Genomic DNA, 14,459 nt, shown 5'->3' with positions numbered 1-14,459 from the left:
GCAAGAGCAGACCTGCCTCAGGTGAGAAGAGTTCGACCGGAATCAAAAGAAAGCACCAGCGGTTGCCAGTTTCAACAGGGGCTCCTTCGGTCAGCTCCTCCCCTCTGTTTGGCACGAAATCGTCTCGCCTGCCGTCAAAAGGTGGCGAGACATTTCAATCTCGCAAGGTCAGCCGTTTAGAAGTGAACGCCGACACAAAGACCAAGATGAGCACGTCGACCGCCCGCCGTCCAGAAACTGCGCGGAGAAACGCCAAGTCCTCTGCTGTAGGTGCCTCTGCGCGGCTCGCGGCATCCAAGAGCTCGCAGGGGGCCGAGACCGCATCGGCTCCCCGGCGGGGGGCATCGCAGACCACCGAGTTGGAGGTCTCCGAGGTCGAAGATTTCGGGGACAACCAGTCGCCGCGCTCGCACTTTCAAGGAGCTACCACCGTGGAGGGAGCCGCCATGAGGTCGACCAAGAGCAACGCCACTGTAGTGAAGGGCGACCCGCTCGCTCAGGGTGGGACGGCCACGCCGGAAATCGCAGCGCTCGGCCTTCTGGAAGACGACCAGACGGAGGAGACGGTTGTGCGACCCCGCCCGGCCGAGATCCTCGATGAGGAGCGGACGGCCGACTTCATCGATTTGGACCTCGGGCCGCTCGATCGGCTGCCTCAGCCCGAGCGCGCGAGGAACCAGGATCGGGAGCTGAAGGATGTCGAGGACGGGGGCGGTGACTCGATGCTCGCCCGCTATTTCCGCGACATGGCGCTCCACCCCGTCATGGGGCCGGACGAGGAGCTCGATACCGCGCGGGCGGTCGAGCGCACGGAGGTGGAGCACTGGGTGGCTCTGCTCTCCTACCTGCCTGCGGCCGAGTACATCCTCACCGCGCTCGAGGAGGATGTCGCCAAGGCGGGTGAGGACGAGGTGAAGGCTCCGCAGATCGCGGAGATGCAGAAGCTCGTTCGCCTGGCGAAGAAGCAGAAGGGAAAGCTGCTCGCCGAGCAGGAGAAGCCGTGGACCCAGCTCTCCGAGGAGCTCGCTGCGGCTGTCCGCCTGCCTGACTCGGATCGCCTCTGGATGGCGCGTGCCTTCGGCATCGCGCGCGATCTCGTGCGCGAGCCCGACTTCGAGGACGATGTGAGCGATCCCGAGGAGACCCGCCCCACGCGGCCGAGGCTCCCGATGTCTGGCTCCTACCGCCGTTACCTCGATCGGGTCGAGCGATCCTTCCAGGCGCAGCACGACGCGAAGAACCGCTTCGTGAAGGCCAACCTGCGGCTCGTCGTGTCGATCGCGCGGCGCTACAACCGCGGGCGCCTGCCGCTCATCGATCTGATCCAGGAAGGCAACATCGGCCTGATGAAGGCGGTGGAGCGCTTCGACCACAGCCGTGGCTACCGCTTCTCGACGTACGCATCGTGGTGGATCAGGCATGCGATCAGCCGCGCCTTGGCCGACAAGGGCCGCGCTGTCCGCATCCCGGTCCACATGCTCGATACGTACAACCGCGTGGCGCGGGCGACGCAGGCGATCATCGCGCGCACGGGGCATGAGCCGACCATCGAGGAGCTCGAGAAGGAGACGGGGGTTCCGCGCGAGAAGCTCGACAAGGTGAAGGACTTCTACGCGGAGACGCCCTTCTCGCTCGATCGTCCGGTCGGTGACGAGGATGGACGCAAGTTCATCGACTTCCTCCAGGAGGAGAACGCGCTGTCGCCGTTCGATCACCTGGCCAACAGGAAGTGGAGCGACGAGGTCCGGCGTCTCCTGACCACGCTCACGCCGATCGAGTCGCGGATCATCCGCTGGCGCTTCGGCCTCGACGACGAGGACGAGCTCACGCTCAAGGAGATCGGCGACAAGTACAACCTGTCGCGCGAGCGCATCCGTCAGCTCCAGGAGCAGGCGCTCGGGAAGATCCGCAAGCAGATGCGCGACTACTGAGCGACGAGCTCAGCACGAGTTGGTGAAGCGGCCGCGCGGCGTCATGCTGCGCGGCCGCTTTGCGTGAGCCGCCCGAACACGCAGCTGCGTGGGGGGCGCGCGGAGGCGAGCGGGGCCGGAGCTCACCGCGGCCCAGCGGGCCGACACGAGACGGACCGCGCTCTCACGGCGTGCGTGCGTCCTTCCAGAGCTCGTCGGCGAGCGACTCGACGAAGTGGTCGATGGCCCTTCGTGCGGGGTCGATCTTCCCTGGGACGTCGGAGGCGAGCACGGCGAAGGCGATCGGGGGACGACCAGGGGGCGCGAGGATGTAGCCAGACAAGGCCACTACCGAGGCGAGCGTTCCCGTCTTGGCGCGGATGGCGCGCTCCTTCGACCACCCGCGGAAGCGGCTGCGCAAGGTGCCGTCGACACCGCCGATCGCGAGCTGCGCGGTGAAATCTGCGCCGAGCGCCGGATCGAGAAGCGCGGCGCGCAGCAGCCGGACGATGGCCTCCGGCGATGCGCGAGCGGCGTCGAACAAGCCCGAGCCGTTCCTCAAGACGACGTCTTGTCCGAACGCATCGAGCTCCCTGAGGGTCTCGCCGACCACCTCCGCGGCACCCTCGGCTGTGCCGGGGCGCCCGCGCTTCTCTGCGGCGAGCGTCTTGAAGATCGTCTCCGCGTAGAAGTTGTCGCTGTCCTTCCCGAGGGCGGAGAGGAGCTCGCCGAGAGGCGCCGAGCGGTGGGCCACGAGGAGCCGCTTCTGGCGCTCACCGCCGAGCCGCAGCTCGCCGGAGACGTCGACGCCCACCTCCAGCAGCATCTCCTTGAGCGCATACGCTACGACCAGGCGGGGATCGTCGACGCGCCTCGCCAGGCTCACCGCGCGGCCGCCCTCCGGGATGTGCCCGCTGAGGTGCGCGACGAGGCGCTGGCCGTTCGGTTCGAGCCGGACCCCGAGCTTCTCTGGTGCGCCGCGCCTCGCGGTGGTCACCGTGCCCTGGAGCACCGCGAAGCCCGGGGGATCGATCGCGACGGAGGCAGCCTGCCCAGGCTTCGACGGGCGCACCGTGAAGAGCAAGGCGTTCGCGTTCAGCGAGGCTGCCGCGACCGGGGCGCGAAAGGCCGCCCATTCCTCCGGCTGCTGTTCGAAGGCCGGAGGCACGTAGCGCGTGTCAAAGTAGCCCTGGTCGATCGCGATCGCCGCGACCTTCCGGACGCCGGACGCCCTCAGGGCGCGCGCCATCTCCCAGAGATCACGCGTCCTGAGGGAGGGATCGCCCGAACCCCGGAGCACGAGCTCGGCGACGGTCCCGTTCGACGCGTCCCCGTAGAGGCCGGTCAGGTAGCGGTAGCTCGGCCCGAGCAGGCGAAGCGCGGCGGCCGCCGTGAAGAGCTTCGCGTTGGATGCAGGGTTGTACAGGCCGCGCTGATCGAAGGCCGCGAGCGTCGCGCCGCTGGCGACGTCGAGGGCGAGCACGCCGACCCGTCCGCCCAGGCGGCGCACGTCGGTAACGAGCGTCTCGACCTGCGCTCGAGCGCGCTCAGGGTCGATTTTTCGAGGTCCGTGCGACGCGAGGGGCGCTGGGGGCGCGCTCGGCGAGACGGGGGCTCCCTGGGTCGGCCTCGCCGTGGGGGTCGAGCGGTCAGCGGGAGCGGCGCCGTTGTCGAGCGGCTGGGAGCCGCCGGGGCGGGCGAGGAGCGACGAGAGCACGAGCGCGACCGCGGAGACTGTACGGCGGGGATGTCGAGGCATGAGACGTCTCCGCCTCTACACCGCCTCCACCGCGGACGCCTCCTCCGGTCGACCGGTCGTCGCAGCCCGGCTTCGCTCATCGGTGCGCGCGTGTGCGCTCGGGGTTGTCCTCGGAAAGGAGAGCTTGCTAGGGTGCGCGCAGACGCTCCTTCACGCTCTGTTCGAAGGGAGGACACCGTGTCCCAGCAGCATTCGACCCGCGCGCTCTTGCCGCTCATCATCCTCGCGGCTGCAGCATGCTCCGGCGCCAAGCCCAAGCAGGCAGGGGAAGACTACAACTTCGATCAGGCACCGTCCGATGTTGCCGCGCCCGCCGAGACGGGGAGCTCCGGCGCTGAGGCGGGGAGCTCCGGCTCCGAGGCGGGCGCGTCGGCGGACAGCGGAGGCGGGCTCAACCCCGATCAGAAGAAACAGATGGAGATCGCCCTGCGACGCGGAGGGGACAAGGCGGCGAACTGCGCCGAGGTCGTGCCCAACGCGCCGACGGGCGAGGGAGAGGTCAAGGTCGTGTTCGACGGCCAGAAGGGACGCGTGACCGACGTGTTGGTCGGGCCGCCCTTCGCAGGGACGCCCGCCGAATCCTGCGTGAAGCGCGCCTTCGTCGGAGAGATCGTGCTGCCGTTCGAGGGTGATCCGCTCGAGGTCCCGTACACCGTGAAGCTGCCGTCCAAGAAGTCGGGCGCGGGAGCTTCCGGAACGAAGACGCCATGAAGTTCGCCTCGATCGCCGTCGTCGCCGCGCTGGGGTTGGCCGCTGCCTCCGCCGGCGCGGAGGAGCCGGCGGCGCCTCCGCGGTACCCGCCGTCCTCGGCGCGCGTGAAGGTCATCGTCGGCGGGGTGGCCGTGACGGCGCTCGCCTACGGCGCGGCGTTCCTCGCTGCATCGTCATGGCCAGAGGTCCCTGGGGCGAGCGAGCTGAAGATCCCGATCGCTGGTCCATGGCTCGCGCTCGCCAAGAACGGCTGCGCCGCGGACGATCCGGACTGCGGAGCGACGCTGTACGTTCGCGGGGCGCTCACCGCCATCGGTGGGCTCGCGCAGCTCGCCGGTCTGGGTCTCGTCGGCGAAGGGATCTTCATGACCACGGAGGCGCGCTCGGCGCAGCCTTCGACCCCTGCGGCGCTGACGGTGCGGCCGACCCCGGTGATCACCGCGACCGGCATGGGCATCGGCGTCGTCGGCACGTTCTGAGCTACCGAGAACCGCGCGGTGATGCGCCGACGCCCGCTCACCGGCGGCGCCATGGCAACAGCGCGGGGCCGCAGACGGGCTTGCCGGTCATCCGTCCGATGCGCTCGATCATCAGCTCGACGCTGGCGCCGTACGGTACGCGCTGAGCAGCGCTCCCGCCGAGGACGCGGCCCGCGCCGATCACGTCGCCCGCGCGCAGCTCGACGTGGTTGCTGATGTACGCGACGGACTCCGCCAGCGAGAAGGTCCACTCGCCAACGCGCGAACAGGAACGCGCCACGGCGTCGACGCGGACCTGGGTCCGCAGCGCCTCGACCGTGCCGAGCTCGTCGGGCGTGACGAGCACCGGGCCGAGCTGCGTTGCAAAGTCCTTCGCCTCCGACGGTGGGAGCCCGCGCTCCAGCGACCGCGCCTCCAGGCTGCGCGCGGTCCAGTCGTTCAGCACGGTGTAGCCGGCGATCGCGCGCTCCACCTCCTCCGGGGTGGCGCGCCGCAGATCCTCGCCGAGGACCACCGCGAGGTTCAGCTCGTAGTCGGGCTCGTCCTCGAGCGGGGGGAAGGGGATCTCGGCAGCGTGTCCAAGCAGCGCGCGGCTGTTGCCGAACCGGTACCAGGGGCGCTCGGCGCCGTGCGCGTAGGGGCCGAGCTGGATGTACGCCGCGCGGTCGGTGGCGCAGGGAGGCAGCCACACGATCGTGGCTGGGTGCAGGTGCGCCGACGCGGGACGATCTCCGCTGAGCAGCCGATCATCCAGCGCGTGAAGACCGGCGCAACGGAGCGCCACCACGCGCGTGTGAAAGTCCGACACGCCGCGGATGTCCGCGAGCTTCGTCCCGAAGTGGCGATCTAGCTCCGCGACGTCGTAGAGCGCTCCGTCCCGTTCGAGCGCTACGATCGGGGTGGACGTCGCGAGCTGGAGCACGTGCGCGATTCTCATGGCGTGACCAGGCCCGCCGGGCGCCGGCGGAGCGTACCATCCCGGTCCGCCGACGCTCTCAGGCCGGCGGAGCCCCCAGCGCCTGCGCCTGCGGCCGGCGGTCGGCGTCCGATCCCGAGGGACTCGAGCCTTCTTGGGACATCGGATTGTCCTTTGCATTGACGCGCTGGGAGAGCGGCCTAGAATGCCGGCGGATTCAGAGCGGCATCACGTCGCGCAGGCTTGCCGTGGGTCCCTGCCGGTTGCAGATGGGCTCGTACGGCAGGTCAGGTTCTGTTGCCGGCACGGGGTTCCCCGTCGCGGGGTTTCCTCCGGCTTCGGTCCTGCTGACGGGGCCGTGCGGCTTGTAAGCCGGGCAAGGTATTTGCCGTGGACAGCCGACCCTTGGCGGCGCTCACCTTGGAGCGCCGCTCGAGGGACTGGTTACAGGCGCGCACACGGCGCAGCGGAGCGATGGGTCATGAGCAAGCGGACCAAATTCGTCTTCGTCACAGGCGGAGTCGTATCGTCGATCGGCAAGGGACTGGCTGCGGCCTCGATCGGGGCGCTGATGGAGTCCCGTGGGTTGAAGGTCACCCACCTCAAGCTGGACCCGTACATCAATGTCGATCCCGGCACGATGTCCCCCTACCAGCACGGCGAGGTCTTCGTCACAGACGATGGAGCGGAGACCGATCTCGATCTCGGGCACTACGAGCGCTTCACGCTCGCCCGGATGAGCCGCCAGAACAACTTCACCACCGGCCGCGTCTACGAGGCGGTCATCTCGAAGGAGCGCCGCGGCGAGTACCTCGGGGCGACGGTGCAGGTGATCCCGCACGTCACGGACGAGATCAAGCTGCGCATCCGTTCTGCTGCGGATGGGGCTGACGTCGCGATTGTCGAGGTCGGCGGTACCGTGGGTGACATCGAGTCGCTTCCGTTCATCGAGGCGATCCGCCAGCTCAAGGTGGAGTCGGGCGCGCAGAACGCGATCTCGGTGCACGTCACGCTGGTGCCGTTCATCGCGACGGCGGGCGAGCTGAAGACGAAGCCCACCCAGCACTCGGTGAAGGAGATGCGCGAGATCGGCATTCAGCCGGACATCCTCCTCTGCCGCTGCGATCGGCCGCTCCCGCGCAGCATGAAGGAGAAGATCTCCCTCTTCTCGAACGTCGCCGTCGACTGCGTGATCGCGGCCGTCGACGTCGACTGCATCTACGAGCTCCCCCTCGTGCTCCACGCCGAGGGGATCGACGAGAAGATCACGGAGCTGCTCAACATCTGGGCGAGGCAGCCGGACCTGTCGCCGTGGCAGCGCATCGTCGAGCGATTCAAGAAGCCGTCCCGCGGCATCGTGAAGATCGGCGTCGTCGGCAAGTACGTGCACCTGCGCGACTCCTACAAGTCGCTGCACGAGGCGCTCGTCCACGGCGGGCTCCACAACGACGTGCGGGTCGAGCTCGAGTACATCGACTCCGAACAGATCGAGGCGCGCGGCGCGGCCGAGCTGCTGTCGAACCTGGACGCCATCCTCGTGCCCGGCGGCTTCGGCGATCGCGGGACCGAGGGGAAGATCGAAGCCATCCGTTACGCGCGCGAGGAGAAGATCCCGTTCTTCGGGATCTGTCTCGGCATGCAGCTCGCGGTCGTCGAGTACGCGCGCCACGTCTGCGGCATGACGGGAGCCAACTCCGTGGAGTTCGATCGCAACGCGGCCGACCCGGTGATCGATCTGATGCCCGACCAGAAGGGGGTCGTCGAGAAGGGCGGGACGATGCGCCTCGGCGCGTACCCGTGCGTCCTGGACAAGGGCTCGATCGCCGCGGAGGCGTACGGGCAGACGAGCATCAGCGAGCGGCACCGGCATCGGTACGAGGTGTCGAACAAGTACCGCGAGGCGATGGTGCAGAAGGGGCTCGTGCTCTCCGGGACGTCGCCCGACCAGCGCCTCGTCGAGATGATCGAGCTGCGCGAGCACCCGTACTTCGTGGGCTGTCAGTTCCATCCCGAGTTCAAGAGCCGCCCCCATGGCGCGCACCCGCTCTTCGCGCGCTTCGTGCGCGCCGGTCTGGAGCGCCAACGCGAGCGCAACAAGGCCGAGAAGCCGAAGCCCGGCGATTCTGCCGCCGCCCACACCCAGCAAGCTGCCTCGTCCGTCAACTAGAGCGGGGTGCACAGGTTCGTGCGCCACGGGCTCAGTCGCTAGGCAGGCGAGTGAGGCGTACGAAGCTGCGCCGCAACGAGCCGAACGACGCGGATGAGCGCGCAGCACGCCGAAGAGGCGCCCGCGCTCTAGCGGTCCATGCCAGAGCTCCCGAGGGGCTCTGGCCGCCGCATCGACGGCGAGACGGGCGGCGCTGCGATGGTCGTCGAGGGTTTTGTCGCGAGCTCTTGCGGGCGAAGGCGGCCCTGCAGCCTCCGTCCGCAGATCATCGATGACGAACGCCGCGCGCGATCAGACGTCGCCGAGGCTCGGCCGGCCCAGCGGCGGGGCATCGAGGGGCTCGGCGTTCGTGGCCTGAGGGGCGAGGAGCGGCGAACGCTCGCCCACCTCCTTGATCAGGTTCCGCTGCAGCACGTGCGCCGGCGCGGTCCTGAGCTCCCAGATCAGGCCGAGCTTCTCCATCGCGCGCAGGATGTAGAAGCTGACGTCGATCTCCCACCAGAAGAAGCCCTGGTTCGCGCTGCTCATGTAGTGGTGGTGGTTGTTGTGCCAGCCCTCGCCGAGGGTGATCAGCGCGAGCCAGAAGTTGTTGCGGCTCGTGTCGGTCGTCGCGTAGCGCCGCGAGCCAAACACGTGCGCGAGGGAGTTGATCGTGAACGTGCCGTGCATGAGCGCGCACGTCGACACGACATAGCCCCACAGGAACGCGTCGTAGCCGCCCACCGCCAAGAGCAGCGCGATCATGCCGATCGGCCCGACCGCGTGGTAGCGGTCCAGCCAGCGGAGCTCAGGGAAACCCGCGAAGTCAGGGATGCGCTTCAGGTCCAGCTCCTCGTGCTCGCGGCCGAGCCACCAACCCATGTGCGCGTACCAGAACCCCTTGCGGAGCGGGCTGTGGACGTCGCGCTCGGTGTCCGAGTACTTGTGGTGGACGCGGTGCGTCCCCCCCCACCACAGCGGGCCCTTCTGCGTCGCCGTGGTGCCGAGCAGCGCGAGCAGGAATTGCAGGCCGCGGCTGGTCTTGTAGCTACGGTGCGAGAAGTACCGGTGGTAGACCGCCGTGATCGCGAACATCCGGACGAGGTAGGTCGCCGCGGCGAGCGCCGCGAGCTTCCATGTCGCACCTCGGACGATGGCGACCACGGTGCCGACGTGGATCGCAGCGATCCCCAGCACGTTGAAGATCTGGCTGAGGCTGGGGCCAGGTTTCGGTACGACGACCCGTGTAGGGCTCGATGCAGGCGCTTGCGTCATGGGTTCCAAGGTGGATGGAGCATCGAGCACGCCCGTCACTGGGGCTCACGACGCCGGTCATGATTCCGTCATGCGATGCAGCAGCCGGCTCGCCGACCGATCGGCGCAGGGCGTCGGCGAGCGCGCGATCTCAGGGGAGCAGGGAGAGGACGTCGATGGCTGGCCCGGCGGAGACCCGGATCTCGCTGGCTCGAAGGGGATCGCCGTCGAGGATGTAGGGGCCGTCCCCGAGCGAGGTCGCGCTGGCCTCGGCGCCGAACCGGACCGTGAAGTCTTGGACGAGGTCGTCGAAGTGGTCCGTGCCGCCGATCCGGCGGCCCGCGAGGACGAGCGGAGCGCGCGGCCCGAGCTCTCGAGGAGGCAGGGCGCTGGCGACGAGGTGAGGGCGATCGAGATCCTCCCCTGCCCGGTAGGTGACCAGCATGTGGATCCCGAGGTCACGCACTGCAGACGAGCAGATGAGCGACCAGGCGCGTGGGGCGAGCCGCCGCCCCTCGACGTCGATCGTGCAGGGCAGCGGGTCGAGGACGCGGCGCGCGTAGGCGCCGCCGTAGAAGGACTCGACGAACACCCGCGCCACGATGCGCGCGGCGGCGCCGTAGCCGTCGCCTCCGCGCTCGTAGTAGACATCGAAGAAGCTGGCCACGAGCCCGGTGCCGAAGATGAAGCCGATGCGCTCCTCGACGCCGCTGCGGGTCGTCGCACAGACGCGCAAGGTGGGCCGGCGGACGGCGCTCGGGATGGCCGCGCCGCTCGGGAGGCCGCGAACCTCGCTGACCGTCCGCGCGAGGAGCGCAGCCGGATCGCCGGTCATGCCCCAGTTCCGCGCGACGGTCGCCACGGTGCCGCCTGGCAGCAGGACAAGCGGCGGCAGCGAGCGCTCGCCGAAGGCGCGCGCGAGGGCCGTGACGCCGGCCATGAAGCTGCCGTCGCCGCCCGAGAGCGCGACGAGATCCGTGCCTCGCTGGGCGAGCCGCTCGCAGACCTCCGCGAGCTCCGCGATGTTCGAGGTCGGGTGGAGCTCCGCCGCGCCAGCGCACGCGGCCGCCATGGCGTCGATGAGCGACGGCCTCGCCCGGTACCGGCGCGCCGTGGTGTTGACGATGACGTCGATACGCATGGTGCCGGAGCGTGACCGCCCTATAAAACGGATTCCCCGGGTGGTCGAGCCGAAGGGGCTTCGAACGCGAACTTCGGCGCGGTAAGAGGCGCGTCATGCGCCGCGTGCTCTCACGGTCGATCCTCGCCGGCCTCCTCTCGTTCGCAGCCGTCACCGGCTGCGCGAGCTCGGCCTCCCTACGCGCAGCCGAGGCGGGCAGGTTCGACGAGCTGCGCCGCACGTTGAGCGACGAGCTTCGCCGCGGCACGCTGGACAGCGACGACGCACGAGCGATCGCCCGCGCGGTCGCGCAGGGGGAGATCGCGCGCGCGACGCCGCCATCGGGGGCCGATCGGCTGCGCGAGCTCCGGACATGCGCGCGCGCGCTGGAGGACGCGCTCGCCGAGCGCGCCGCGGGCTCGGACGCGATCGCGACCGCCGCGGCGATGATCCTCCTCGAGGCGGGGCTCACCGACCCGGAGAGCGTGAAGCGGTACGCAAGCGACGCGGCGGCGGGGCGATACCCCGGCAAGGACACGGCGCTCCGCGCGCTGGAGGCGCGGGCGCTCGTCACAGCCGAGGACGGCGCGGTGCGCCGCTCGCGGATGCTCGACGGAGATCAGGAGGTCCGCGTCTCGGCGCTTCGCGCCGCCGCCGCCGCCGCAGACCCGAGCGATCGGGAAGCGCTGCTCGAGGCGGCGCGGCTCGATCCTTACCCGCTCGCGCGGACGCTCGCGATCCGCGCCGCCGGGGCGCTCGGCGGTCAGGACATCGTGCTGGCGCTGCGCGACGTCTGGACCCTCTCGGATGAACCCGGGCGCGAGGCGATCGCCGAGGCGTGGGCGACGCCGCGCGCGCTGGACGGCGGCGGACGCGCGCAGCTGCGCTGGGCGATCTCCACCCAGCGCGGCGCGCCCGCGATCGCCGCCGCGCGCGCGCTGGTCCGCGCGGGAGGCGAGGGCGCCGGCGAAGCGATCTCCGTCCTCATCGGCTCCATCCACTCCAGCCAGAGCCGGGATCGCGTCTACGCCATCCTCTCCGCGCCGCTCCAGGACCCGGCGGTGCGATCTGCGCTCATCGAGGCGCAGGGCGATCCGGATGAGGCCGTGGTCTTCGCCGTCCATAGCCGCCACGCCGACGCCGCGCCGCGGGACGTCACGGCGCGCGAGCGCTCCGCGGCCGTCGCTTGGCTGATGAAGCTCGCCGCGGGGACGTCGACGCGCGCGGTGCTCGCGCGGGGAGTCCTCGCACGTGCAGGGATCCGCGCGGTCGTGCCGCTGCTGGAGCGCGACGTCCGATCCCGCGAGATCCCGGTGCGCGAGGCGGCGGGGGCGGGCTTGGTCGCGCTCGGCGAGATCCCGCGCGCCGCATCGCTCCTCGCCGACGCCGAGCCCCAGGTCAGGACGTCGGTGGCCTGCGCCATCCTCGAGGCGTTCTGAGCGTTGCCGAGGCGGCGCCCGAGGTGGCCCGGTCGCTCAGAACCTGGAGACGAGCTCGAGCCGCGCCCCCTCGAACGGAGGGAAGTTCCGGCACACGCCCGAAACGCAGCGCAGGCCCGCGCGCCGCTGCCCGACGAAGAGCTGCACCGTGTCGACGACCTGGTCGAGCACTGTCTCCCTCGACCCGGCTTTCCACTGAAGTCCCCCGTTGAAGTAATGGCAGAGCTCGCCGCTCTTGCCCGGCGCACACCCAAGCGCATTCGTGTACTCGTAGCCGAAGATCACAGCGAGATGGGGGGACCACTGGAGCGCGACGTAGTTGTCCCCTTCGACCCAGGACGATTCGAAGTTCTCTGGCCTGTAACGGCGGCGGCTGTTGCCCTGTGCCTGGAGGGAGAACGCGCCGGCGAGGTGCTTCACGATGTCGTACCGGACGTAGCCTTCGCTGTAGAACACGTCGCCGGTGTCGGCCGCATCGGATTGCCGAACTCCAGCCCAGGCGCGCACGTGCGAGCGGCGGCCGTCGAAGTCGACCTCGGTGCCTGCCGCGGTATCCCAGGTGTCGGTCCTGAAAGAGTCGTCCGTCTCGCACCCTTCATTCGCCTTGCGCTCGGAGAAGCTCACATAGCGGCCGAGCCAGGCATAGATCGCCGCGCTCCGGTTGAAGCGGTAGTCGACGCGGGCGCGACCGCCGGTCACGCAGACATTGGGGCTCCCGATCGGCTCGACGTAGATGGGCTCCGCCGTCGGAGGCTGGTTGTACGCCACGCCTGCGAACTCCGGCGCATTGAACCCCGGGTTCGACAGCGGAGAGACGTCGATGTTGGCCGAGAGCGGGAAGAATCGACGGTAGTGCTTCCCTTCGAGGGCGACGGCGAGCGGACCTCCGCGCCCGTTCGCTGCCAGGTAAACCGCATAACCGGATAGGTCCTTTGCCGGCTCGCCATCCCGGTCGGGGCGACCGCTGCGGAGCTGCTGACCGGCCACCTCGACGTAGACGTCCCCGCGCTCCGCGATGGCCGGAATGCTCACCGAGCCGCTGAAGGTGCGGATCGTGTTGCGCTGCCGCTCGGGGGCGTTGTTGACGAACTCCGGGAACTCACCGGCGCACAGGCGTCCCTGCCCCCTGCGCACATCGATGTCCTCAATGAGCTGGGCCGCGGCCATGCATCGGTTGAACTCCTCGGTGGTTGACTTGCGCAGCAACAGCGCGCCGTTCGCTGCGAGCTCGACGCCCTTCACGCTTGCCTCCAGGCGTCCGCCGAGCACGGTGTCCTCCAGGTAGTTCGCCCGGGCCCCCTCGATTGCGTTGTAAGGCCGGTTGCTTTTGTCGAAGTCGATTGTGGCCAGGTCGCTCGCGCCAGGGAAGGCGAAGAAGAGCGGCGACCCGTCCCCGTGGAGCCGCCTGCCGCTCGCGTCGTCGACGCGCAGAGGGTTCATCTGCCCGGCGAAGGCGGTGGCCTCCAGCCTGAATAGCTGGAAATCCTTGTCGAGCACGAGCCTGCCGCCCCTCACGGTCGTGTCGATGGCCAGCTCGTCCATCTTCCGCACGCTGAAGACGAGGCCGCGCCCGAGCTGTGCGTAGAAGTCGCCGACCGTGGCCTCGATGCCCGGTTGCGTGTAGGTGAGCCAGAGCTTCGCCGGGTAGACCGTCGTCAAATAGCGGGAGTGGAGCTCCCGCGCGGCGTCGTCCAGCTTGAACGAGACCTCCTTGTTCAGGACCTTCCGCTGCAGATCGATGTCGGTCGCCGAGGGCCTGGGCACGTAGAAAGAGCCGTTGAGCCGCATACCCAGCTGCAGGCGCCACCAGTTGAGCTGGGCGTCGAGCCGATCGACGATCTCTCCGTAGTTGTCGTCGAGATGGGTCGAGGGATAGCGGCGATCGTCGTTGCGATTGTCGAAGTGGTAGCTGACGGCCGCGGTGTTCACGACATCGAGCGAGATCGGTTCGCCGCCGACGTTCGGGAGATCGGCCGCCGCCGCCGGCGAGGCCGCGAGGAGGAGCGTCGCTGTCAGGCAGGAACGGACGAGGCGGAGCGGGCTGCGCACCGCCCGATCTCTACCATGGACCTCGCCGCCGTGGAGCGGGCGAGCCGTCGATCGCGCCGAGAAGGCGCGCCGGACGGCCGCCCCGGCGCTACAGGCCAAGCGCCTTCTCGACCTGCTCGGTGAGCGCCGCCTCGTCGCCGGGCTGGTACCCGCCGCGCTTGTGAAGAATCGAGCCGTCTCGGCCGATGAGCACGGAGAACGGAAGCTCGCGCTTCGGATTGTACCTGGCGGCCACGGTCGTCTCCTCGTCGAGGAGCACAGGGAAGATCATCTCCCTGTCGTGGACCGTGCTGCTCACCTGCGCCCGCGACTCCGGTCCGTCGAGCGACACGGCGAGCACGACGAACCCCTTGTCCCTGTGCTTCTTGTAGAGCTCGACGAGGTGGGGCATCTCCGCCAGGCACGGATCGCAGGTGGTCGACCAGAAGTCGATGAGCACCACGCTCTTGCCGGCATAGTCCGAGAGCCTGACCGTCTTGCCGTCGAGGGCGGGGAGCGAGAAATCCGGGGCCGGGCTCGCCGATGAGCCGCCTGAGGCCGCTCCGCACGAGGCGGCGGCGAGGCCGAGGACAATGGACGCCAGCGAGAGCGCGCAGCGGGTTTTTCGGTTCATTGGGTTTCCGTCGCGAAGGGGCCGGCCTGAGCGGCCGACCGGCATGAGGGCTCAACGTCGCGG

Annotated in this window: 11 protein-coding genes; 5 read left to right on the top strand and 6 right to left on the bottom strand. The window is 69.5% G+C overall.

Features of this window, described 5'->3' with window-relative positions:
• The first annotated feature begins 62 nt into the window (after positions 1-62).
• The gene (locus WMF34_RS36785) at positions 63-1,931 is read left to right on the top strand and encodes a sigma-70 family RNA polymerase sigma factor (protein ID WP_437990742.1); all 1,869 of its coding nucleotides are present in this window, start codon (positions 63-65) and stop codon (positions 1,929-1,931) included.
• Between the two features lie 163 nt (positions 1,932-2,094).
• Here the strand turns inward: WMF34_RS36785 and dacB are convergent, their stop codons facing one another.
• Positions 2,095-3,669, bottom strand: a complete 1,575-nt coding sequence (gene dacB, locus WMF34_RS36780) for a D-alanyl-D-alanine carboxypeptidase/D-alanyl-D-alanine endopeptidase (protein WP_437990741.1) — start codon at positions 3,667-3,669, stop codon at positions 2,095-2,097.
• 177 nt (positions 3,670-3,846) lie between these two features.
• Between dacB and WMF34_RS36775 the strand changes: the two genes are divergently transcribed.
• Entirely contained in the window at positions 3,847-4,380 is a 534-nt protein-coding gene (locus tag WMF34_RS36775) for a hypothetical protein (protein WP_157907170.1), read from the top strand.
• The gene (locus WMF34_RS36770; RefSeq protein WP_437990740.1) at positions 4,377-4,859 is read left to right on the top strand and encodes a hypothetical protein; all 483 of its coding nucleotides are present in this window, start codon (positions 4,377-4,379) and stop codon (positions 4,857-4,859) included. The genes WMF34_RS36775 and WMF34_RS36770 overlap by 4 nt, the downstream gene beginning before the upstream one ends.
• Before the next feature lie 37 nt (positions 4,860-4,896).
• On the opposite strand, the gene WMF34_RS36765 is transcribed toward WMF34_RS36770, so the two are convergent.
• Complete coding sequence (locus WMF34_RS36765; protein WP_437990739.1) at positions 4,897-5,781, bottom strand: fumarylacetoacetate hydrolase family protein; 885 nt, start codon at positions 5,779-5,781, stop codon at positions 4,897-4,899.
• A 475-nt stretch (positions 5,782-6,256) separates the two neighbouring features.
• Here WMF34_RS36765 and WMF34_RS36760 point away from each other — a divergent pair, with 475 nt between their 5' ends.
• Complete coding sequence (locus WMF34_RS36760; RefSeq protein WP_012239847.1) at positions 6,257-7,942, top strand: CTP synthase; 1,686 nt, start codon at positions 6,257-6,259, stop codon at positions 7,940-7,942.
• A 291-nt stretch (positions 7,943-8,233) separates the two neighbouring features.
• Here the strand turns inward: WMF34_RS36760 and WMF34_RS36755 are convergent, their stop codons facing one another.
• Both WMF34_RS36755 and WMF34_RS36750 read right to left on the bottom strand, forming a co-directional pair.
• Positions 8,234-9,118: an acyl-CoA desaturase gene (locus WMF34_RS36755; protein ID WP_044966691.1), complete on the bottom strand. Its 885-nt coding sequence runs from the start codon at positions 9,116-9,118 to the stop codon at positions 8,234-8,236.
• Positions 9,119-9,326: 208 nt separating this feature from the next.
• Positions 9,327-10,316, bottom strand: a complete 990-nt coding sequence (locus WMF34_RS36750) for a diacylglycerol kinase family protein (RefSeq protein WP_012239845.1) — start codon at positions 10,314-10,316, stop codon at positions 9,327-9,329.
• Positions 10,317-10,411: 95 nt separating this feature from the next.
• On the opposite strand from WMF34_RS36750, the gene WMF34_RS36745 reads away from it, so the two are divergent.
• The gene (locus WMF34_RS36745; protein WP_437990738.1) at positions 10,412-11,734 is read left to right on the top strand and encodes a hypothetical protein; all 1,323 of its coding nucleotides are present in this window, start codon (positions 10,412-10,414) and stop codon (positions 11,732-11,734) included.
• Between the two features lie 36 nt (positions 11,735-11,770).
• Here the strand turns inward: WMF34_RS36745 and WMF34_RS36740 are convergent, their stop codons facing one another.
• Complete coding sequence (locus tag WMF34_RS36740; RefSeq protein ID WP_437990737.1) at positions 11,771-13,783, bottom strand: hypothetical protein; 2,013 nt, start codon at positions 13,781-13,783, stop codon at positions 11,771-11,773.
• An 88-nt stretch (positions 13,784-13,871) separates the two neighbouring features.
• The gene (locus WMF34_RS36735) at positions 13,872-14,396 is read right to left on the bottom strand and encodes a TlpA disulfide reductase family protein (RefSeq protein WP_157907169.1); all 525 of its coding nucleotides are present in this window, start codon (positions 14,394-14,396) and stop codon (positions 13,872-13,874) included.
• Positions 14,397-14,459: the final 63 nt, after the last annotated feature.

Origin of the sequence: Sorangium sp. So ce145, from assembly GCF_051525985.1 — a bacterium.
In the GTDB taxonomy this organism is placed as follows: domain Bacteria; phylum Myxococcota_A; class Polyangia; order Polyangiales; family Polyangiaceae; genus Sorangium; species Sorangium cellulosum_B.
Note: the sequence above shows the minus strand (reverse complement) of the source record. Positions and strands in the feature narration are given on the sequence as shown.